This window comes from Dethiosulfovibrio salsuginis (genome assembly GCF_900177735.1).
GTDB classification, from domain to species: Bacteria; Synergistota; Synergistia; order Synergistales; family Dethiosulfovibrionaceae; genus Dethiosulfovibrio; species Dethiosulfovibrio salsuginis.
The window spans coordinates 62,151-84,774 of record NZ_FXBB01000006.1; the positions used below are offsets into that span (position 1 = coordinate 62,151).

The following is a 22,624-nucleotide window of genomic DNA, read 5'->3' on the forward strand; positions in this document are numbered from 1 at the left end:
TCGTTAAGCCTAGCACAGAGCCCTATCTATGAACTCTATTTTGTGGTCGATGCCCATCTCTCGGTAGAGATCCACCGATCTCTCCAGGTAATCCTGGGCGGAGCTATCGAGATAATCGCCAAGTTCTCCCTGAGGAGCGCCTTTTTTTATCTGTCCCTTAACCCAAAGCTGTAATGCGAGCCAAAATCTTTTATGGAGAGGTATACACAGAGAATCGGAGCTTTTCAGGTGATCAAGGGCCTCGGCTTCGTCTCCGCTCTGAAAGGCCCTGAGTGCCATCAGACTAAAGATTATCGAGTTTCCCCTCCGCCACTGACAGCCATCGAGATAGGCCTTAGCCGAGGAGATATGGCGGTCCATCGTGGTCAGATCGCCTAGATCGAGGGCAACGTGGGCTGCGTTGCTGTGAAAAAGGCAAAGACCTCTGAAAAACCCCCCATCCTCGCAGCTTTTTATACAGCTTTCGTAGATAGAGAGGGCCTCCTCCAGCCTGCCGGTGCGGTGGGCTAAATCACCTAGATAACTTCTGGCCCCTATTATCTGTAACGTGTAGGGCTCGTCGACCGCCTCTATGGCCTCAAAACGTCCTATAGACGAAAGCAAAGCTCTCTCTCCGGGACCATAGTCCTGAGAGAATATCCTGGCCATCCCCAAAAATCGCAGGGCCATGGCCTTAACCGGATCGTTTCCGGTCTGCCCGGCGGCCCCTATCAGTCTCCTGGCGTAGGCGGCGAGAAGCCTGCCGTCCTCTATCTGTATTCCGTAATAGCAAAGATGCTGGAGGCATTCTGACTCCATAACCCAGTCCTCTCTTGAGGTCGCTCTGTTCAGAGCGGTCCTGACCAGCATCTTGCCGGTATCGTAATCCCCCCACCAGAGATGATATCCTCCCTGAATAGCCATGAAGACCGTCTCCAGCTCGTGAAGTTTTTGAGACGTGCCGCTCTCTCTCTTTATCTCCCTTATGAGGGCATGGGAGCTCTCAAGCTCTTTTACGGTGAACTCCCTGCTCCCGAAAGACGTAGAGGACTCTTTGAGCAAATAATCGTTAAACAGAGGGAATAGCTCATAATTTAGGTTTATATGTAACTTTAATTTTTTTAGAGTATACTCCAACTCCTCCAGCTTCATTCCAGCATTTCTACAGTGATGAATCAACCTGGAACAGGCCAGATCGTTCCAGGACCCTCCGGCCAGCTCGTTCATCAGAGAATGAGCCAGCTCTCCATGAAGGACCCTGCGTTTTGAATTGGAGATGCTATTATATACGTGATCTTTCACCTTGCCGTGAATAAACTCGATAAAAAGCTCCCCACCATCGTTCTTTTCCTCGGCGAGAATCGCCCTTCCTCGAAGGCCCTCCACCAGATCGGCCAACTGTAACTGAGAAAAACCGCATATCCTGGACAGAGAGCCCCAATCGGCTTTTAAAAAGTAGACCGACAGGCACTCCAGCAGAGATCTTTCGTTATCGGTCAGGTCGGACAGGTGATCGTCAAGGGCGTCGGAGAGGCTGGCGGGAGTTTCCCCCACCGATCTCCCTGCCTTGAGAAGTCTCAGAGATTCGACGAGGAAAAGAGGCAATCCATCGGTGACGCCGAAAATCCTGTCGACCTCGTCGGAGGAAAAGCGCCTTTCAGGATAGAAACGATCACAGAACCACTCGGTCTCCGATCTGGAAAAGCATCGAAGATCCAGATTTAGCAGTGAAATTCTCCCCGATCTACCGAGAGAGCGAATAAAGGCGAGAGCGGACCTGTCTATCTGAGGTCTGGAAGACAGTAAAAGAAGGATATCGGAAAAAGAGTGAACCAAAAGGCTCTCCAATACCTCCAAAGACGCACCGTCGAACCACTGGAGATCCTCCATAACCATAACTAGAGGTCTCCTCTGAGATATCTGGGACATTATCTCCGAGAGGATAAGACCTATTCGACCGGGAGACGGAGGTTGAAAGGAGGTGGCCTTTATACCGAGAGCGGGAAAGCTCTCCCCCAACAGAGACCACGTGGAGGACGGAAGTTTCAGTTCGTCAGGGGGAAAAGATCTGATCATGTCCCCCAAAAGATCGTTCCAGGGCAAAAGAGGATAACGGTCCTCTCCTGGCACGGCGCCACATCGAAATATCGATCGATCGGGACAAAAAGAGCTGATAACCATCTCCACGAGGCAGGTCTTACCGACCCCTGCCTCACCGGAAATCCACACACATCGGGGCCCCTTCTTTTTATTTTTTAAGAAAGATCCGACGGATTTCAGCTCTTCGTTTCTACCACAAAAGTCGAAGGCGGGGACTTTTTTTATGGCCACAGGTGTATCGTTATCCTCTTTATCCCTGTTCACAGTCTTTGAAATTATCCGTCTATAAAGCTTTTCGACGGTGTCGGAGGGGGACATTCCCAACTCTCGGAACAGCCTCTCCTGCAAAAGACGATATATCTCCTCGACCCTGCCGTAACGTCCTAGAGAGGAAAGGCAGAGGATCAGCTTAGAGTAGGAATCCTCGTCCAGAGGATCGGACTCTATCAACATCTCCAGAGGCAACAGGGCGTTCAGATAGTCTCCGGCACCGATATAGCGAGAGGCCTTCTGGTTTAAAAGAGCTCGACATCTTCTCTCTACGTCCCTCCTGATAGATTCCAACCACTCGTCAAATCTGGGGCAACCTGAGAGGTGAAACCCCTCCATAAACGGCCTGGAGATAGACCGGATCTCCTCAAGGGAAATCTCCGAGTCTAAAAGACGGTCTAAGTCCATCTCAACCGATGTGGAATCCCAAAATATCCACTGACGATCCCCATCTATAGTCCCGCCGGGAAGGATCTGTCTAGCCTGATAAAGGGCGTTTCTAAGGCTTCTAAGGGCTAGTGGCCCCTCTTTATCCCCCCAGAAGACATCAGCTAAAACCTCTCGAGAGGCCTTTCGTTCCACCGCCATATAGCAGATGAGGGCCTGGACCTTCCTGAAGGGAAAAAGAAGCGTGCTCCCTCCAAAGGAGAAATTAGGCGGACCTAATAGACTGACCTTTAAAACCACGGCGGCACCTCCTCTCGGATCAGTGGTATTCGATGAGGATTATAGACCAAAACCGGCCTTGACACACGGCAAAAAACCTCTACCGAGCTACCTCTTTGTCAGGATAGCAACCTGACTCTGCACAGTAATTGTAAGGTAAATTCGATATTTATTTGACAGTTAGAAAATCCAGGTGCTACAATAGGGGTGGCTCACGCTTTGATGTATTCTTTTCACCACAAAAGACTTTTATCGATCATCGAGCCATATCCCATCAGTTATTCCATTGGAGGTCTGAGCAGACATGAGAGGCACAGTGGTAATCGACGGACATTCGCTCACTTTACAGGATCTGGTCAACGTAGCCAGAAAAGGCTACAACGTAGAGGTTTCCCCGGAAGCCATTAAGAAGGTAAACACCGCTTCCGCGCTGATCCAGAAATGGGTTGACCAAAACAGAATCATCTACGGTGTAACCACCGGCTTTGGCGATCTGGCCACCGTCAAGGTTGACACCGCCAAATGTACCCTTCTGCAGGAAAACCTGCTTAAGAGCCACGCCGTAGGGGTCGGCGACCCTCTCCCCGTCGAGACCGTCAGAGCCATCATGCTCCTCAGGCTAAACGGTTTAACCGCCGGACACTCGGGCATCACCATGGAGACCCTCACCCAGATGGTCAACTTTCTGAACCTTGATATCATCCCTCATGTCCCTTCACAGGGTTCCGTGGGAGCAAGTGGAGATCTCTGCCCTCTCTCCCACATAGCGGTGGCCATGCTCGGAGACGGCGATGTATTCTATAAAGGCGTTCGTATGTCCGCCCTAGAGGGTATGAGTAAAGCGGGCCTCAAGCCGATCCACCTTCACCCCAAAGAGGGACTGGCGCTCAACAACGGTACAGCGGCCCTCACCGGCCTAGGTGCCCTCGCCCTTTGGGATTCCCTTACCCTGGCCAAGACCGCCGATATCGCCGGAGCCCTTTCGGTGGAGGCCCTTCACGGAGTTCCCTACGCTTTCGACGAGAGAACCCACTCAATCAGGCCTCACCAGGGACAGGTGGACGTCGCCAGCAACATGCGCAGACTGATAGGCGACAGCCAAATCATAGAGAAGTTCAAGCACGAGAGGGTACAGGACGCCTACTCACTCAGATGTATCCCCATAGTCCATGGAGCCAGCAGGAACGCCCTTCGGTTCATCAAAGAGAGCATCGAGCTTGAGATGAACTCGGTAACCGACAACCCCCTGATATTCCCCGAGACAGAGGACGTAATCAGCGGAGGAAACTTCCACGGCCAGCCGATAGCCCTTCCCATGGATTTCTTCGGCATAGCTGTGGCGGAGTTCGGAAGCATCTCAGAACGTCGGGTATCCAGGATGGTTGACAAGAGCCTGTCCAACGGCCTGCCTCCCTTCATCATCGGGGACAGCGGCGTCAACAGCGGCTTTATGATCACCCAGTACACCGCCGCGGCGGTCGTATCGGAGAACAAGACTCTCGCCCACCCCGCCTCGGTGGATTCGATCCCCACCTCGGCAAACCAGGAGGACCACGTCTCCATGGGATATTGGGCTTCCCTCAAGGGAACCAGGATACTTGAAAACGTCCAGAAGGTTCTGGGCATAGAGATCCTCTCCGCCTGCCAGGGAATAGACTTCTCCAAGCCACTTACCCCCGGTGCAGGAACCAAAGCCGCTTACGACCGTTTCCGTCAGGAAGTCCCCTTCCTGGAGAAGGACGCTTTCCTCTATCCTCTGATGGACCAGGCCATATCCATAGTAAAGTCCGGCTCTCTGGTCGAAGCGGTGGAAGCGGCCATAGGAGAACTAGCCTAAATAATTATACTTTGAACCACAGAGGTTTTACAGTACAATAGTGAGATGAGGCACCTAGACGGTGCCTCTTTACAGGTCCGTCTCACACAAAAAAGACAAAGGGGGACGTTTAATGCTCTTGCTAAATCCCGTGGTACTTTCGGTCAGCACCATGATAGTCCTGTGCCTTCTTAATCTTAACGTAATACTCGCGCTTTTAGTGGCCGCCATCGTGGCAGGGGTCACAGCTGGGATCCCCATAGGCCAGACCATGAGCGTCCTCATAGGCGGCATGGGGGGAAACTCTGAGACAGCACTGAGCTATATCCTTCTGGGAGCTCTGGCGGTCGCCATCAGCCAGACAGGTCTCGCCAGCCTTCTCAGCGTAAAGCTAACCAAGGTTGTCAAGGACAAAAAGCACATGCTCCTTCTCATCATAGCAGGTGTGGCCTGTCTTTCTCAGAACCTAATCCCTGTCCACATAGCCTTCATCCCTATACTTATTCCGCCTCTGCTCGCCCTTTTCAACAGGCTTAAGCAGGACAGGAGAGCGGTAGCCTGTGCCCTTACCTTCGGGCTCAAGGCCCCTTACATCGCTCTTCCTGCGGGATTCGGCCTCATCTTCCACGGCATAATCGCCAGAGAGATGACCGCAAACGGTATAGAGGTCGCGGCAGGAGACATCTGGCGTTCCGCCTGGATCCTGGGAGCGGGCATGATCATAGGCCTTCTGGTGGCTATCTTCATATCCTACAACAAAGACAGAGACTACGAGGATAGGGCAGTCGCCGGCCTCGAGGAGGTCAAAGAGATCCCCGAACACATGACGGCATCTCACTGGATGACCCTCATCGCCGTTATAGTGGCCTTCGTGATCCAGCTTCAGACCAGCTCCCTTCCTCTCGGAGCGGTAGCGGCTCTCGGCATAATGGTAGCAACAGGAGCCCTTAAGTGGAAGAGCCTCGACAACGTAATGTCCGGCGGACTTGGCATCATGGGAATGATCGCCATAATCATGCTGGTAGCGGCGGGCTACGGTTCGGTTATAAGGGAGACCAAGGCGGTCGACCTTCTGGTCGAGAGCGTCGTCGGCATGGTAGGTGGAAGCCAGCTCTACGGTGCCCTCGTAATGCTCACAGTAGGACTTCTGGTCACCATGGGAATCGGAACCTCCTTCGGGACCATCCCTGTCATAGCGGCCATATACTGCCCTCTGGCCATTAAGCTCGGCTTCTCACCTGCGGCCACGGTGTGCCTAATCGCCGCCGCAGCGGCCCTCGGGGACGCCGGATCTCCCGCTTCCGACTCGACACTCGGGCCCACCGCCGGACTCAACGCCGACGGACAGCACGACCACATCTGGGACACCTGTGTTCCCACGTTCCTGCACTACAACCTCCTGCTCATCGCCTTCGGCATGGTGGGTGCGTTGGTAATATTCTAAACTCAGAGACAATTCAAAAGAGACGGACCTCTCTAAGAAAGCCCAGGCGATTTCGCCTGGGCTTTCTGCTATAATCAAATAAGAATTTGACCGTGACACCACTTTATAGTCAGGAAGGGGACATATCGATGAAACTAGGCCTAAAGGGTAAAATGTTATGGCTGATATTGCCGCTGACTCTGGGGACTTTCGTAGTAGCCATGGGGACAATCACCACCGTTGCTAAAAACGCCTCACTAAGGGATGCGGCAGCCCTTGCCCAGGAGATGGGCGAGAGATACGCCAGAAGCGTAGAATCCCGAATAGACTCGGCTATGGCACAGGCGGAGGTGCTCGCCCAGACGATGTTGGCCATCCATACGTCCGACCTCGAGGACAAAAGGCATACCGCCTTTGAGGTGCTAAAGCTCACGGCGGAGTCCGATCCTTCCCTACAGGGAGCTTGGACTGTCTGGGAACCTAACGCCTTCGACGGAAAAGACGGCGAGTTTTCCGGCAAAGAAGGCCACGACGGGACGGGAAGACTGATTCCCTACTTCACCAGATCTCAAGGAAAGGTGATACTGGATATATGTGTCGACTACGACGACGCTGAGTATTATCAAGGCTCCTTTAAAACCGGTCTCCAGGTCGTGGCCGAACCGGCGTCCTGGCCTGTCGAAGGGGTCGACGTTATGATGACCAGCCTCTCCGTCCCTATAAAGGTAAACGGAAAGGTACTGGGAGTTGCGGGAGTGGATATCGCCCTATCGGACCTGGAAAAAGAGCTCAACCTGGTGAAACCTATGGAAACCGGCTTCGTTTCTCTCGTATCTAACAGCGGGATATACGTCACATTTCCAGACCAGGAAAGGATAGGTACCGTTCTCAGGCAAAGCGACCTCCTCCCCAAAATAAAGCGTGGGGAAACGGTACACCAGATAAACACCTCTGTTCACACTAAAGCGGAGGCCTACAGGGTCTTCCTCCCCGTAACCCTGAGAAACGTTAAGCTTCCCTGGTCGGTTCAAACGGTGCTCCCTCTTGAGAGGATATACGAAAATTCCCGACGAATTGCCCTCTTAGGGGGCATCGCAGGCCTTTTTGCGATCATTCTTATAGTGTTCTCGGTGACTATATTCGCCAGCAGACTGACAAAGCCGCTGGCAAAGGCGGCGATGCTGGCGGAAAAAGCGGGCAAGGGAGACCTATCGTTCGAGCAGGAGGATTTCGGTGCTTTCTCACAGGACGAGGTAGGTCAGCTATCGAAAGGCCTCGCGTCGATGGTCATATCTCTGAGGGAAGCCATGACCGCCATATCGGAGGAATCCCAGAATATAGCGGAGGGAGCCACCTCTTTAGCCGCTATGTCCGAGGAGACCAACGCATCGATGGAAGAGGTCCTATCGTCGGTGGAGCAGGTAACCCATAACTCCCGCTCAAACGCAGAGGCGTTAGCGGATAACAGCTCTGCGGTGGACACCATAGCCTCCGCCGCCAGGCTTGGCGCGGAAAACGCTAACTCCGGTGCCGATCTGACCACCAAGACCAGGGAGCAGACCGACCAGGCCGCAAAAGCAATGAACTCGGTCACCGAACGTATATCGACGGTGGGCCGGAAGACCGAGGAAACCGCAAAAAACATTCACATGCTTCACGGCTCCGTCGACGCCATCTCCGGCTTTGTCGCCACCATCACCACAATAGCGGACCAGACAAACCTGCTAGCCCTCAACGCAGCCATAGAGGCGGCGAGAGCAGGAGAGGCAGGACGGGGTTTCGCCGTCGTAGCCGACGAGGTCAGAAAGCTGGCGGAGGAATCGGCCAACGCTGCGACAGAGGTCTCCAGACTGATAAATGAGCTTCAAAGAAACGCCGACGAATCGAAGAGAATAACCTCCGAAACCGATAAAATAGTCGAGGAAACCGTGGCCGAGGCTGGCGACGCGGCGGATAAGCTGGATAAATCCCTCCGTCGAATAGAGGAGATAGAGAAAGCGATCCACCAGCTTGCCTCCGTATCCCAGACTCAGGCTGATTCTAGCGAAAACATAGCAAAGGCCATAGACACCATAGCTAACGCTAACGAAGAAACGGTGTCTATGGTTAACACCATAAAATCGGCGACCACAGAGACAGCAAGGGCGGCGGAAACCGTCGCATTCCAGGCCCAGGAGATGGCCCAAAGCGCCAGCAACCTAAGGTCCATGGTGGACCGATTCTCCCTTAAAAAATCGACCTTGCCGGCGAAAAAATAGTCCCACAAAAAGGCATCCCTTTGGGTGCCTTTTTTCGTTGACAATCGATCCAATATAGGATACTTTATAGCTACACCACATATGAGACAACCTGTCCCATTTCAGGGAGGTTAGCGATGAACGATCCAAAAGAACGGCTTGACGCCGTAGGCAAGGTGGTTCAGATCATGGACCTCCTCTGCACCTCCGACGAAACCCTCACCATCCGTGAAATAGAGACCAGATCGGGAATACCTCGAAGCACGGTCCACCGTTTTTTAACATCTCTGGAGCAACAGGAGTGGGTCTACAGAGACACCCACTCGGACAGCTACCGCCCAGGAATAAGGTTTTTTCTGCTTCACAACCTAGGGACTTTCTACCAAGAGCTGACGGAAATAGCGGACCCCATAATGAACGAACTGGTAAAGACGACGGGGAAAACCGCCATAATGAGCGTCCTGGAGGGAACCACAGGGCTCTGTATCCACACAGTGGAGCCGTTGCTATCGATGAAGTTCGTAGCCCACAAGGGAATGACAATTCCTCTTCACACCGGAGCGACGGGAAAGGTCCTGCTGGCGTTCTGCAAAGACAGGACCAGAGACAGAATACTGTCCTCCATGACCGACCAAGGGAGAGCAAGTTCTCTGAGACATCAGATAGAGACGATCAGGGCCCAGGGGTACGCCGTAAGCAAGGAAGAATGGATAGAGCACGCAGGGGATATCAGCGTTCCGGTGTTCGACTCTAAAGGCTTTTTCGTCGCCCAACTGGGGATAGCTGGACTAGCTTCCAGCTTCGACGATCACGAAGAGGAATTGCTAAAGTTGGTTAGAGACGGGGCATCTAAAATAGCCAAGTCCCTGTAACATAGAAAAAAGGCACCCCATAAGGGGGCCTAAAATCAGGAGGTAGAAGAGCAATGGCAAAGCAGCTTATCGAATGTGTGCCTAATTTCAGCGAAGGTCGTAGACAGGACGTTATCGAGGCCATAGTCAAGCCCTTTAAAGAGCAGAAAGGTTGCTATCTCTTCGACTACCGCGCCGACGAAGACCACAATCGTCTGGTGGTCAGCTTAGCGGGAGAGCCCCAGGCCATATGCGACGCCGTTATGGCTGCTTCAAAGGTGGCGGTGGAGAAAATCGACCTCAACACCCACCAGGGAGCCCATCCTCGCATGGGAGCTGTCGACGTAATACCTTTCACACCTATCAGCGGCATCTCTATGGAGGAGTGTGTCGAGCTCTCCAGAGACTTCGGCAAGAGGTTCCACGAAGAGCTTAACGTGCCGGTCTACTACTACGAGGACGCAGCGATCCGCCCCGACAGGACCAGGCTTGAGGTCATCCGTAAGGGCCAGTACGAAGGTCTTAAAGAGGAGATCACCAAGCCCGAGCGTCATCCCGACCTTGGCGAGCCCAAGCTTCACCCCACCGCTGGCGCTACCGTCATAGGAGCCAGAAAGTTCCTGGTGGCCTTCAACGTAAACCTCAACACCACCGACGTAGAGATAGCCAAGACCATAGGCAAGAGGGTCAGATCCTCCGGCGGCGGCTTCACCGCTGTAAAGGGAATCGGCCTCGCCCTTGAGGACAAAGGCATGGTCCAAGTCAGCATGAACATCGTCGACTACGACAAGACCGCCATCTACCGTGCCCTCGAGTTCATCCGTATGGAGGCCGCAAGGTGGGGAGTCACTGTGAACGGCACGGAGGTATACGGCATGATCCCTATCGCCGCTATGCTTGACAGCGCTGCCTACTACATGCAGATAGACGATTTCGACCCCAACCAGGTCCTGGAGCTCAAGCTTCTGGAGCTCATGAGAGAGGAAAACTGATCATGACGGCCACCCTTTATCGCAACGCCTACATAGTAACCCCTATAGGCGGCGACTCGCCTCTGGCCGGTCCCGATCAGGGCCGGGTGGCGACGTACGAAAAGGGAGCCCTGCTTTGCGAAAACGGCATCATCGTCGCGGTTGGGGACGAGAGTTCTGTGCTCCCTAAAGCGGACGAGATGGACGTGGATATGGAGGTCGATTGCGAGGGAACCTGTATGATCCCGGGCTTCGTCGATCCTCACACCCACATCTGCTTCGCCAAGCGCAGGGAAAAGGAATTCTCCATGAGACTGGCGGGGACACCCTACCTGGAGATACTGAAAGCCGGCGGAGGCATACTGTCGTCGGTGAGGTCGGTCCAGGAGGCCACCGAGGAGCAGCTGTTCGATACCACCCTCGAAAACGTCCTCTCCGCCCTCAACTTCGGCACCACCACCATGGAGATAAAAAGCGGCTACGGACTTACCACCGAGGCGGAGCTGAAGATGCTGTCGGTCATAGACCGTATCGCCAGAGAGACCCCACTGGACGTAGTCCCAACCTTCATGGGAGCCCATGCGGTCCCTATGGAGTACAAGGACAACCCCGACAGGTTCGTGGATATCCTCATAAACGAGATGCTCCCTGCGGTAAAATCCCAGGGAATCGCAGCATACTGCGACGTCTTCTGCGAGGAAGGGGTTTTCTCCGTCGAGCAGAGCAAACGGATACTGGAGGCGGCCAAGACCCAAGGGTTCCTCCTAAGGATCCACGCCGATGAGGTCCACGACACAGGGGGAGCAGGACTGGCGGCGGAGCTGAACACCGTATCGGCGGAACACCTTCTTGCGGCCAATGAGGACAACCTCAGGGCAATGGCTGCAAAAGGGGTCATGGCGGACGTACTTCCCGCCACAGCCTACAGCCTTAAAAAACCCTACGCTCCGGTCAGAAAAATGATAGAGCTAGGCGTGCCGGTTGCCCTGGCCACAGACTGCAACCCCGGATCCTGCTTCACCGAGTCAATGCCCTTCATCTTCGGCCTGGGAGTGATGAACATGAACATGACCATCGAGGAAGCTCTGGTTGCAACAACACTTAACCCGGCTTGGTCCTTAGGGCTACAGGACAAAGTGGGAAGCCTGGAGGTCGGCAAGCAGGCGGACTTCCTGCTTTTAGACGGTGAAACCCCCGCAATACTGGCCTACCACGCAGGGGTCTCCCCTGTGGTTGAGGTCTACAAAAAAGGCGTCTACGTCGCCTAAAACCTTCTCTCAGACGGAAAGGGGAAATATATAAATGAAACTTTCAGACCTTACTGTAAAAGGCTTCGTCGAGGAACTGGCTTCCGAATCTCCCGCCCCCGGCGGCGGCAGCGTAGCGGCACTAGCTGGCTCCCTCGGAGCGGCTCTCAGCGTCATGGTCGCAGGATTAACTGTAGGCAAGGAGAAATACAAAGACAACTGGGAGATCATGGAGAAGGTTCAGGCCGATGGCACAGCCCTTCAGAACCGCTTCCTAGAGCTTATGGAAGAGGATACCGAGGCATTCAACGGCTTCATGGCCGCTATGAAAATGCCTAAGGCCACCGACGAGGAGAAGGCGGCTCGCTCCAAGGCAATGCAGGAAGCCACCAAAAAGGCCATAGAGGTTCCCTTCGAGACCATGAAGGAATGTGCCGCCATGGTAAAGCTGGCCGACATCGCAAGCACCAAAGGCAACCCCAACGCCGTCACCGACGCCGGCAGTGCGGCGGTGCTCGCAAGAGCCGCGGCGGTAGCGGCCTCCTACAACGTGAAGATAAACCTCATGGGACTCAAGGACGAGGCCTTCGCTGCGAAGATCAGATCCGAGATGGAAGAAACCCTTAAAAACATCGAGACTTCCGTGGCTGCCATAGAGAGTTCCGTCGAGGCATCCATAAGCTAATATAAAAAAACGCCGTCGTCGGGGAACTCTGCCAAGATCCCCCCGACGACGGCTCATCCTAAAACATGGAGGCATTCTAACATGGAATATAACGCAACGGTAGATAAGGCCATGAGCATAAAGCTCGGCTCCGAGCTTCCTTCCGCTAAAGACTTCGCCAAGGGAATCCGCAGGGCTCCCGATAGAGGCTGGAACCTGAACCAGAAGGAGACCGAGCTAGCTCTCAAAAACGCCCTTCGCTACGTCCCTGAGGAACTTCACGAGACACTGGCTCCTGAGTTCATGGAGGAGCTTCGCACCATGGGCAGGATCTACGCCTATCGTTATCGCCCTGAAGGACGTATCTACGGCAAGCCCATAGACGAGTACAAAGGCAAGTGCGTCGCAGGAAAGGCCTTCCAGGTAATGATAGACAACAACCTGGACTTTGAGATCGCCCTCTATCCCTACGAGCTGGTGACCTACGGCGAGACAGGCCAGGTATGCCAGAACTGGCTTCAGTATCAGCTGATAAAGAGGTATCTTGAAGAGCTCACCGACGACACCACCTTAGTGATAGAGAGCGGCCACCCTCTTGGGCTCTTCAAATCCAAGCCCGACGCACCTAGGGTCATAATCACCAACGGCCTGCTTGTGGGCATATTCGACAATCAAGCCGAGTGGCACAGAGGGATGCAGCTTGGGGTCACCAACTACGGCCAGATGACCGCTGGCGGCTGGATGTATATAGGCCCCCAGGGTATCGTCCACGGTACTTTCAACACGGTGCTTAACGCCGCCCGCCAGAGGCTGGGAATCGGCCCCAAGGACAACCTAGCCGGTATCCTCTTCGTATCCTCCGGCCTTGGCGGAATGAGCGGAGCTCAGCCAAAGGCCATAGAGATAGCCGGTGGGGTGGGCATAGTGGCCGAGGTCGACTCCTCCCGGATAGAGACCCGCCACAGCCAGGGATGGGTCAGCAGGATCGCCGAGACCTGCGAGGACGCCTTCACCATGGCTAAAGAGGCGATGGACAAAAAGGAGCCCCTCTCCATTGCATACCACGGCAACATAGTGGACCTGCTGGAGTACGCCGCTGATAAGGGCATAGACATCCCCCTTCTCTCCGACCAGACCTCCTGCCACGCTCCCTACGACGGAGGTTACTGCCCTGCGGACATGACCTTCGACGAGAGAACCGCCATGCTCAAAGACGACCCCGACGAGTTCCGTCGCAGAGTCGACGAGACCCTCAGGAGACATTACGAGGTAGTGAAGAGGCTCGTCGAGAAGGGAACCTACTTCTTCGACTACGGCAACTCCTTCATGAGAGCGATCTTCGACGCTGGCGTCAAGGAAATCTGCAAAAACGGCGAAGACACCCACGACGGATTCGTATGGCCCTCCTACGTGGAGGATATCATGGGACCGGTCCTGTTTGACTACGGCTACGGCCCCTTCCGTTGGTGCTGCCTGAGCGGCAACCCTGAGGACCTCAGGAAGACCGACAAGGCCGCCATGGACTGCATCGACCCCAACCGTCGTGCCCAGGACTACGACAACTGGATCTGGATCAGGGACGCCGAGAAAAACGGCCTCGTGGTCGGAACCCAGTGCCGTATCCTCTACCAGGACGCGGAAGGTCGTACCAAGATAGCCCTTAAGTTCAACGAGATGATCCGCAACGGCGAGATCGGCCCTGTCATGCTCGGAAGGGACCACCACGACGTATCGGGGACCGACTCACCTTACCGTGAGACCTCCAGCGTCAAGGACGGAAGCAACATCTGCGCCGACATGGCGACCCAGTGCTTCGCCGGAAACGCCGCCAGAGGCATGAGCCTCTGCGCCCTTCACAACGGCGGAGGGGTCGGCATCGGCAAGGTCATCAACGGAGGCTTCGGGATGGTCCTGGACGGTTCGGAGAGAGCCGACGAGATCGTCAAGTCCGCCATGATGTGGGACGTCCTCGGGGGAGTCGCCAGGAGAGCCTGGGCCCGCTGTGACCACGCCGTCGAGGTCAGCGGCGAGATGAACGACAAATACCCCAACGACTACCACATCACACTGCCCTACGTGCCCAAGGAGGACCTAGTGAGCTCGGTCGTCGAAAAGGCCTGGAAAGAGAAAAACGGCGGCGGATGCTGCTGTGGTTGCAACTGCAAGTAATCGCGTATAGAATACAATCACTGTACGATATCGACGGGAGACCTGCTTCAGGTCTCCCGTCATACCGTAAAAAGACAGGAGGGGTATAATATGTCCAAACAGAACGTCTCATCAATAGGAGTAGCCCGGTTTCTGGGCTACAGCGCATTCGGCTTGTTTATGTTTTTCTTTCCTCTGACCATAGGGGGTAATTCGACCATCCCTGTGGACCACATCATATCGGCGATAAGGACCTACGCACCAGGCGGGGCGTCTATCTACGCTATACTGGTCATGATAGCCGGGGCGGTGTCCCCTTTCATCAGGAAAACCTGGAATAAGTCTAACATGGACGTATTTTTCTCCATGGCTAAGGTAGCGGGAGCCATAATAGGTCTCATGCTCTATTTCAACGTAGGTCCTGAGTGGTTGATGGCAAAGGACATGGGGCCGTTCCTCTTTTCAAAACTCGCAATCCCCGTCGGTCTGGTCATCCCCATCGGATCGGTGTTCCTGGCCTTCTTGGTTGGCTTCGGTCTCCTTGAGTTCACCGGTGTCCTGATGACTCCCATCATGAGACCGGTCTTCAAGACCCCAGGTCGATCGGCCATCGACGCTGTTGCATCCTTCGTAGGAAGCTACTCTGTGGGGCTTATCATCACCAACAACGTCTACCGCCAGGGAAAATATTCCGTCAGGGAAGCGACTATAATAGCCACAGGATTCTCCACCGTCTCCGCTACCTTCATGCTCATAGTGGCGAAGACACTGGGAATAATGGACCACTGGGGAACCTTCTTCTGGGTGACCATGTTGGTAACCTTCGCTGTGACCGCCATAACCACCAGACTGTGGCCCCTTAGGTCTATACCGGACGACTACTTCACCGGCAAGGCCCCAGAGGAGCATACCGGCGAGGGCTCGCTGTTCTCCAGAGCCTGGAGTGAGGGGATGGAAACTGCCGCAGAGGCACCTTCCATAACCGGCCTGGTCCTCAGCAACCTCAAAGAGGGCTTGAACATGGCTATGGTAGTTATTCCGTCCATAACCTCCATAGGCCTGCTGGGACTGGTGGTGGCAAAATACACCCCGGTGTTCGACATAGCTGGTTACGCCTTCTATCCCTTCTTCAAACTCTTCGGCCTTCCTGAGGCTGCCCTTGCGGGTAAGGCCGCAGCGGTATCGCTGGCTGAGATGTTCCTCCCAGCCATCCTCATAGCCAAGGCTGAGGTCTCCATGGTCCTCAAGTTTGTGATAGCGGTGCTCTGCGTATCGGAGATACTGTTCTTCTCCGCCATAATTCCCTGCATAATGGGCACCGACATCCCCATAAAGATGAGGGACATACTGGTCATATGGTTTGAGAGAGTAGTCCTCACTATCCTCATAGCCACGCCTATAGCGATGGCGTTGTTCTAAAAGATGTTTACGTCCCTAGTGCCTGCCGACCTAGACCTCTTCTACAGCCGAAAGGACCCTATGGACCCAAGGCTAGGGGATCTGGTAAGGCGGGTGTCGAGAGATCACGAAGATGCCCTTAAGTCCGCCCAGATAGCTATCCTGGGGGTGCCTGAGGACAGAGGGATAGCGGCCAACGGTGGGAAACAGGGAGCGGCGCTTGGTCCTGAGGCTATACGGAGGGCCTTTTATAAGTTGACCCCGGGGTTTGGGGTCAACTTCGACGGCCTGTCCATGATCGACCTAGGAGACATACCAGTAGGGGAGACCCTCGAGGAGACCCACAAGGCCCTTACCGAATCGGTCAGGGAGATATCGTCGAGAGAGGTGTTCCCTCTGGTGCTCGGGGGAGGTCACGACCTCACCTATCCAGGTCTTAAGGGGTTAGTACAGGGCCTGGACCTGCGGGAAGGCCAACTGGGACTCATAAACCTGGACAGCCATCTGGACGTCAGGGACATGAGCCACGGCATAACCAGCGGAACCCCCTTCAGGAGGGCCCTGACGGAGCTACCCAACAACGCCCTTCTGGGAAGGTCCTTCGTAGAGTTCGGCATACAGGAACCCTACAACTCTCCCCATTACTACCAGTGGGTCAGAGATCAGGGAAGCACGGTGTTCACCCTGGCGTCGGTGGGGACGAGGCCAATGGAATACTTCCTGGAGGCCAGCAGAATAGCCTGTGACGACACCAAGGCTGTAGCCCTCTCCATCGACATAGATTCTGTGAGAAGCCAAGAGGCCCCCGGAGCGTCCGCCAGCAACCCCAGAGGTTTTAAGGCCCCGGAGCTCGAGAAGGTGGCCTACCTAGCCGGAAGGACCGACCGAATCAGGTATCTGGACCTGATGGAGATGTCGCCCCCTCTGGACGAACACAATAGGACAGCCTCACTCTGTGCGTCCACCCTTTTCTGGTTCTGCAAGGGATTCAGGGAAAGAGGCTAAAAAAAGAGCTCCTCCTCATATGAGGGGGAGCTCTTTTTTTAGCCTACATAAAATTCACTTCACCTCTTGAGGAAGAAGGCTATCTGCTTTATACTACCACGGTAAATCGCTAAATAGAGAAAGAGAGCAGGAGGTTGACTATGTACTCACTGAAAAAACCGATGGAAAAGCGACCGGAGGAGGACCTATCGCTATCCACCACCGTGTCGGAGATAGTTCGGTCCGTCAAGGGTTCAGGGGACGATGCGCTGCTGAACTACTGTCGCCGCTTCGACCGCTCCACAAGGGAATCCCTTAGAGTATCCCGTTCGGAAATAGAGGAGGCCCTGTCCTCCACCGATAAAGAGCTTCTGAGCCACATAAAGACCGCAGCTAAAAACATCAGGGCCTTCGCCAAGAGACAGAGGAAAACGATAAAGGACATGCCAGAAGAGGAGATATCCCCTGGGGTGTTTCTGGGACACAGGGTCATACCGATAGAGTCGTGCTGTTGCTACGTTCCAGGGGGCGGTTATCCCCTGTTCTCCACCGCCCTTATGCTTGCCATACCGGCATCGGAAGCGGGGGTTAAGAGGATCGTCGCCTGTGCCCCGGTGATGAAGGGAACCGACAGGGTTCACCCTGCGACCCTCTCAGCCCTGTCCATCGCCGGGGTGAGCGAGATCTACGCCCTAGGGGGAGCTCAGGCAATAGCCGCCTGCGCCTACGGAACCGAGACCATAAGTCCGGTGGACATAATCGTCGGGCCTGGAAATCGCTACGTCACAGAGGCCAAAAGACAGTGTTACGGCCAGGTGGGAATAGACTTCGTGGCAGGGCCCAGCGAGGTGCTTATAGTAGCCGACAGCTCGGCGAACCCGGACATCCTGGCAGCCGACCTTCTGGCCCAGTCGGAGCACGACCTCAACGCCAGAGGAATCCTGGTATCCACCGACGAAAAGGTAGCAAAGGAGACCATCGATGCGGTGGAGCGACGGCTTGAGGATCTGTCCACCGCCCAGGTGGCGAGGCCAGCCTGGATCGAGAACGGCGAGGTAATCGTCGCAAAGTCTCTGGAGGAAGCCTGTTCCATATCTAACCGCTACGCACCGGAGCACCTGGAGCTTGCGGTGGAGGACCCTAACAGGCTGATACCTCTACTGACAAACTACGGATCTCTTTTTATAGGAGAGATGTCGGCGGAGGTGTTCGGCGACTACGTATCTGGGACAAACCACACCCTTCCGACCATGGGGGCCTCCCGGTACACCGGCGGGGTGTGGGTCGGAACGTTCCTAAAAACCTGCACCTTCCAAAGGATGACCGAGGAGGGAGTCCACCGTCTCGCCCCGATAGCGGAGGCGATGGCGAAGGCGGAGGGACTGGACGGCCACGGCAAAGCCGCCTCTGTGAGGCTGAAGTAGCGAAAGCCCCTGTTACGATGGCATTCCATCGCAACAGGGGCTTTTAGTTTACCTTATAAGCTGAAGGACCGCCTGAGGAACCTGATTCGCCTGTCCTAGCATAGCGTTGCCGGACTGAAGGTATATGTTTAACCTGGTGAAGTTCATCATCTCCTTGGCCATATCCACGTCCCTTATCCTGCTCTCCGACTCTACAAGGTTCGTGTAGGAGACAGTTAGGTTGGCTATGGCGTGCTCCAGCCTTTTCTCGTAGGAGCCCAGCTTGCTTCTTTGAATGGAAACCCTCTCGATAGCCGAATCTATGGAGGAGATGGCCCTGGAGGCGTGATCCCTGTCTATAACCAGAATACCGTCCAGGCCTAGAGCGGAGGTCGACATCTTACCCATATCTATGGCCAAATCCTCCCTCTCGTTGGCGCCAATCTGGAACACAGTGGTGTTGTCCGCTAGATGGACGTCGAATGCCATCGAGTTATCCCTGCCTCCGGAGAATCGGTAGCTGCCCGACTTTACGTCCCAAACCGCCGAGATCGCGGCGTTAACCCCCAAGGAGACATCAACGTTAGAGTGAACGGCGCCTATGAGCTCGGGGCCGGATATCCTCAAGCCCTCCTTCAGGGCCTTTCCGCTGTGGGCGTCCCTTACGGTGACGGAGTAAACAGCGTCCTCCGACGACTGTATCTCCGTAAAGCCCAAGGCGTTCAGTAGATCCTCATCGCCGGAAAAGGACAGTTCTCCCGCCTTCCCGACGATTCCCGAGTGGACGACTAAAGTCCCGTTTACTGAGTTGAAATCTATACCCGAGTCTGTAGGGGAATAAACGCCGTTCACCCCTCTGACGACCATAGGGTTATCGCTGGACCATACCATGGCGGCACTGGCACTTTCCCAGGTGTTTGACGGAGTTCCGGAGGGATAGACCACCGTCCAGCCGTAGCTGGAAAGAGGCTGATCTGAAGAGGTCGTCCCCGATTCGTTTACGACCGCCTCGGCGTTAAGGGCAGATCCCCCGCTGACGTCCAGCCCACCGATCGCCCCGGTATCGTCGTTCGTAAGCATGGCGGCGGTTATCTCGTGAGCTCCACCGACTTTGAAGTTGTTCTCCGCCCAGGTCTTTATCTCCGCCGCGAGACCGGCTACGGTGCCTGATGTGAAGTTGGTGCTTCCCGCTACGGCGGAGGCTACCTCTCCGTCGGTGAGCCCATCGGCGGCATCTCCCTGTATGGCGGCCAGTATATTCTTGATAGAGCTGTCACCGGCGGTACCGTTTTGGACCATCGCTCTAACCATAAGGTAGGCTCCTGCGTAGGCCTGGTCACTGCCGTCCCAGGCTATAGCCTTGCTTATATAGTTGGATATCTCGGTGGCATCCAGACCGTCCACCGTTCCACCTTCAAGGCCTAAAAGCCTCTCGTCGGCACCGTGGATCAGCTCCGCCAGACCTTCGTTCATCCAAATAGGGATATCGTTATTGACACCGACCTGCTCGGTGAATATGGTCGTACCGACCAGAAGGTGGACCATCTCGTGGGCTATAATCCTGTCGTTGTAGAGTTTCATACCGTCTTCGACCTGACGGCTAACGCCGCTTTCCCCGGTCCCAGGGGAGAAGTCCGCAGCGTCTAGGTTCAAGACGAAGTCCTTCTTTGTGACGGTAGTACCGTTATGGGCGTAGCCGGAACTTGCCATAGCCAAGATACCGTAAGGAGCATCGGTCAGTATGTTGACCCTTACAGATTCGCTGTAAGCGGTGGAAGTAGCGTCCATACCGTAATAATCCTTAATTCTTTTTGCAGAGGCCTCTAGCCAACCGTTTTTAAGCCCCTCTATTATGGCCGACTCCGCCGCCGCAGGATCGCCACCGGCACCGCTGATATCGACGTAGTCGTCCCCGCTGCCCTGTCCGAGGCCCGCCAGGATAGCTATGGACACCTTTTCAGCCAAGTCCCTTAGGGTATCGTCTTTGTATATGGTAACCGAGGCCCTTTTGCCATCTCCCTGGATCACCGTCAGCAGCTGAGGGTCTTCGATCAAAAACCTCCCATTTCGATCCCAGAATCTATCTATGTCGTACAGTTTTGTGCTACCGCTGGCGATATTTCCCGCCGGACTGACGGATATACCGGAGCTAGACGACATAGCGTACCCCATCCCCATGCCGCTTTGAGATAAAAGGAATTCACCGTGATCTATCACTTTAAAAATATTGGACTTTAAAACCTGCCCTCGGCCTGTGCTCTCCGCCTCGACCTCTATCCTGTAGTTTCCCTCTTGGGCTTTTTTCTGGCCGAATATATCGGTGGATCGGAGCCCTCCTCTTACGATCACGTCGACGTCAAGCCTGCTTGAGGATACCAGAGCCGCAGAGTCGCCGTTCAGCAGCTTCTTTTTGTTAAACTGGGTCGTCTGGGATATTCTGTCGATCTCATCGACCAGCTGATCCATCTCAAGCTGGATAAATCCCCTATCGTTTACAGTAAGGGTGTCGCTGGCGGCGTTTACCGAGAGCTCTCTCATCTTCTGAAGGATGGAATGAACCTCCCCTAGGGCACCTTCAGCGGTCTGAATCATGTTTATACCGTCCTGGGAGTTCTGGATGGCTCTATCCAGGCCTCTATACTGGCTCCTCATGCCCTCGGTAATGCCGAGACCGGCGGCATCGTCGGCAGCCTGACTGATCCGAAGGCCGGAGGACAGTTTTGCCAGAGCTCCCGTTATATCTCGGTTAGTCCTGGTAAGGATGTTAACCGCTCTCAAAGAGGATATATTGTTGTTTATAATCATGCTCGACGCCTAAAGAGAAGCAGGCGGTTCACCTCCGTTCCATCTTAAACTGAAAAGAACAAAAACTCCTGTTCGGGTATCGGACGTATTTTCCAGAAGCTGTAGAAAAAACGACGAACCGGGAATATAACCCTCGAGGTTCGTCGCTTTACGGTAGCTATTGGCCCTTCAGGAGCTGTAAAACCCCATCAGGAGACTGGTTTGCCTGAGCGAGAATGGAGGTACCGCTCTGTAGGAGGATATTTATCTTGGTGAAGTTCATCATCTCCTTGGCCATGTCCAGATCCTTGATTCGGCTTTTAGACTCCAGAAGGTTCTGAGATGCCACAGTGACGTTGGAGATAGTGTGTTCGAGCCGATTCTGATATGCCCCGAGCCTGGTCCTTTCGGTAGAGACGGTGTTAATGGCCCTGTCTATTCTAGAAAGGGTACCTCCTGCTAGGTCTTTGCTCAACACCGATGGAGACGGAGGCAAAAGGCCAAGGCCTCTTGCGGTGGAATCGCTGAACAGTAGCCCAACCTTTTCCCCTTCGTTGGCTCCAGTCTGTAATACCGTCTTGTTGTCCGACAGGTGGACCACAAAGGACATATCCCCTCCAGATAGGATAAACCCTTTGCTTTCATCGCTCCATCGCACATTGACCGCGTTGGAGGGATCTATGGACATATCGATACCGGGGTTGACGACACCGACGACCATGTTACCGGAAAAAACCGTTCCCGAACTGGTGACATCGCCGCTATGAGCGTCTTTGACCAGAACTTCCCTGATAGGCTCTCTGGACTGCTGAACGACGGAAAAGCCTAAAGCATTTAGAAGATCGTCATCGCCGGATAGGTTTATCCTACCGTCATTCCCTGGCACAGCGGACCTGAGGATCAAAGGAGCTGAGAGGGAGTAATCGCTGGAGTATTCGTCCTGTTTTTTTATCTCCGTCCATGTTGCGGTGATGTCAAAAGATCCATTCCCCGTGACAAAAACCAACAGATCCTCGGGAGACTCTTTTATGAAGAAATACTCGTTCAAGTTGCCACCACCAGGGTTATCGGAACCGGAGTAAGCCATTTCAGTGCCTTTATATACAACCTGACTATATGGAGAGACGTTATTGTAAGCTGGATTGACCAGAGGCCCTGTAGGCTGGTAGGTGGCACCGGGCAGGAAGCCGTTGGCCTCGGTAAAATCAACCATCTCCTCTGGTGGGTCTATTCCCGCTAGGAGAACTCCGTCCCTGGTGAAGATCTGTATAGAGTCAGGCTGGCTTATATCGTAAAGGTGAAGAAACACATCGGTGGACCCTTTTATCGCGGCAAAAGCGACCTTACCGGAAGTAAAACTCGCAGTCACGCCGTTGGTCAGCACCTCGTCGATAGGCTTCACGGGCAAAGACATAGTACCTTTTTCCGTCCTTATGGATTCGACGATACCGACCTTTCCGGAAGATATGGATGTGAAAAAGCCGTCCAGGCCCTTCGCAAGAGAGCTCTGTCCAAGCCCCTTGCCTACAGCGTCGTCCAGTTTACGTCGTGAACTACCCCCACTTATAGAAGTGGGGGCTTCCTGGTCAATATCTCTAACGAGACAAGTTCCCCCAGGCTCGAAAGGTCGTCCCGACCTCGTGAGTACCAAAGCTACACTGCCGTGCTAATTTCGGTGGGCAG

The 22,624-nt window shown here is 54.5% G+C and carries 14 protein-coding genes; 11 read left to right on the forward strand and 3 right to left on the reverse strand.

Annotated features, from left to right (window positions below; translation table 11 throughout):
* Positions 1-9: 9 nt before the first annotated feature.
* Positions 10-3,036, reverse strand: a complete 3,027-nt coding sequence (locus B9Y55_RS03905; RefSeq protein ID WP_085544056.1) for an ATP-binding protein — start codon at positions 3,034-3,036, stop codon at positions 10-12.
* 283 nt (positions 3,037-3,319) lie between these two features.
* Between B9Y55_RS03905 and hutH the strand changes: the two genes are divergently transcribed.
* From hutH to hisD, 11 genes are all read left to right on the forward strand, one after another.
* On the forward strand, positions 3,320-4,852 hold the full coding sequence (gene hutH / locus B9Y55_RS03910; RefSeq protein ID WP_085544057.1) for a histidine ammonia-lyase: 1,533 nt from the start codon (positions 3,320-3,322) through the stop codon (positions 4,850-4,852).
* A gap of 112 nt (positions 4,853-4,964) precedes the next feature.
* Positions 4,965-6,275, forward strand: a complete 1,311-nt coding sequence (locus B9Y55_RS03915; protein ID WP_085544058.1) for a Na+/H+ antiporter family protein — start codon at positions 4,965-4,967, stop codon at positions 6,273-6,275.
* A 128-nt stretch (positions 6,276-6,403) separates the two neighbouring features.
* Positions 6,404-8,512, forward strand: a complete 2,109-nt coding sequence (locus tag B9Y55_RS03920; RefSeq protein WP_085544059.1) for a methyl-accepting chemotaxis protein — start codon at positions 6,404-6,406, stop codon at positions 8,510-8,512.
* A gap of 116 nt (positions 8,513-8,628) precedes the next feature.
* Positions 8,629-9,363: an IclR family transcriptional regulator gene (locus B9Y55_RS03925; protein ID WP_085544060.1), complete on the forward strand. Its 735-nt coding sequence runs from the start codon at positions 8,629-8,631 to the stop codon at positions 9,361-9,363.
* Positions 9,364-9,416: 53 nt separating this feature from the next.
* On the forward strand, positions 9,417-10,334 hold the full coding sequence (gene ftcD / locus B9Y55_RS03930) for a glutamate formimidoyltransferase (RefSeq protein ID WP_085544061.1): 918 nt from the start codon (positions 9,417-9,419) through the stop codon (positions 10,332-10,334).
* A 2-nt stretch (positions 10,335-10,336) separates the two neighbouring features.
* Complete coding sequence (hutI, locus tag B9Y55_RS03935; RefSeq protein WP_085544062.1) at positions 10,337-11,581, forward strand: imidazolonepropionase; 1,245 nt, start codon at positions 10,337-10,339, stop codon at positions 11,579-11,581.
* A gap of 34 nt (positions 11,582-11,615) precedes the next feature.
* Complete coding sequence (locus B9Y55_RS03940) at positions 11,616-12,245, forward strand: cyclodeaminase/cyclohydrolase family protein (RefSeq protein ID WP_085544063.1); 630 nt, start codon at positions 11,616-11,618, stop codon at positions 12,243-12,245.
* 81 nt (positions 12,246-12,326) lie between these two features.
* A complete protein-coding gene (locus B9Y55_RS03945) occupies positions 12,327-14,393 on the forward strand; it encodes a urocanate hydratase (protein WP_085544064.1) in 2,067 nt (688 codons plus the stop codon).
* A 90-nt stretch (positions 14,394-14,483) separates the two neighbouring features.
* Complete coding sequence (locus tag B9Y55_RS03950) at positions 14,484-15,791, forward strand: YjiH family protein (RefSeq protein ID WP_085544065.1); 1,308 nt, start codon at positions 14,484-14,486, stop codon at positions 15,789-15,791.
* Positions 15,792-15,809: 18 nt separating this feature from the next.
* On the forward strand, positions 15,810-16,775 hold the full coding sequence (locus B9Y55_RS03955) for a formimidoylglutamase (protein WP_327078430.1): 966 nt from the start codon (positions 15,810-15,812) through the stop codon (positions 16,773-16,775).
* Positions 16,776-16,915: 140 nt separating this feature from the next.
* Positions 16,916-18,178, forward strand: coding sequence for a histidinol dehydrogenase (gene hisD, locus B9Y55_RS03960; RefSeq protein ID WP_085544067.1), 1,263 nt, complete (start codon positions 16,916-16,918; stop codon positions 18,176-18,178).
* A gap of 48 nt (positions 18,179-18,226) precedes the next feature.
* On the opposite strand, the gene B9Y55_RS13345 is transcribed toward hisD, so the two are convergent.
* Positions 18,227-20,962, reverse strand: a complete 2,736-nt coding sequence (locus B9Y55_RS13345; protein ID WP_085544068.1) for a flagellin N-terminal helical domain-containing protein — start codon at positions 20,960-20,962, stop codon at positions 18,227-18,229.
* A 157-nt stretch (positions 20,963-21,119) separates the two neighbouring features.
* The gene (locus B9Y55_RS03970) at positions 21,120-22,355 is read right to left on the reverse strand and encodes a flagellin (RefSeq protein ID WP_143340800.1); all 1,236 of its coding nucleotides are present in this window, start codon (positions 22,353-22,355) and stop codon (positions 21,120-21,122) included.
* Positions 22,356-22,624: the final 269 nt, after the last annotated feature.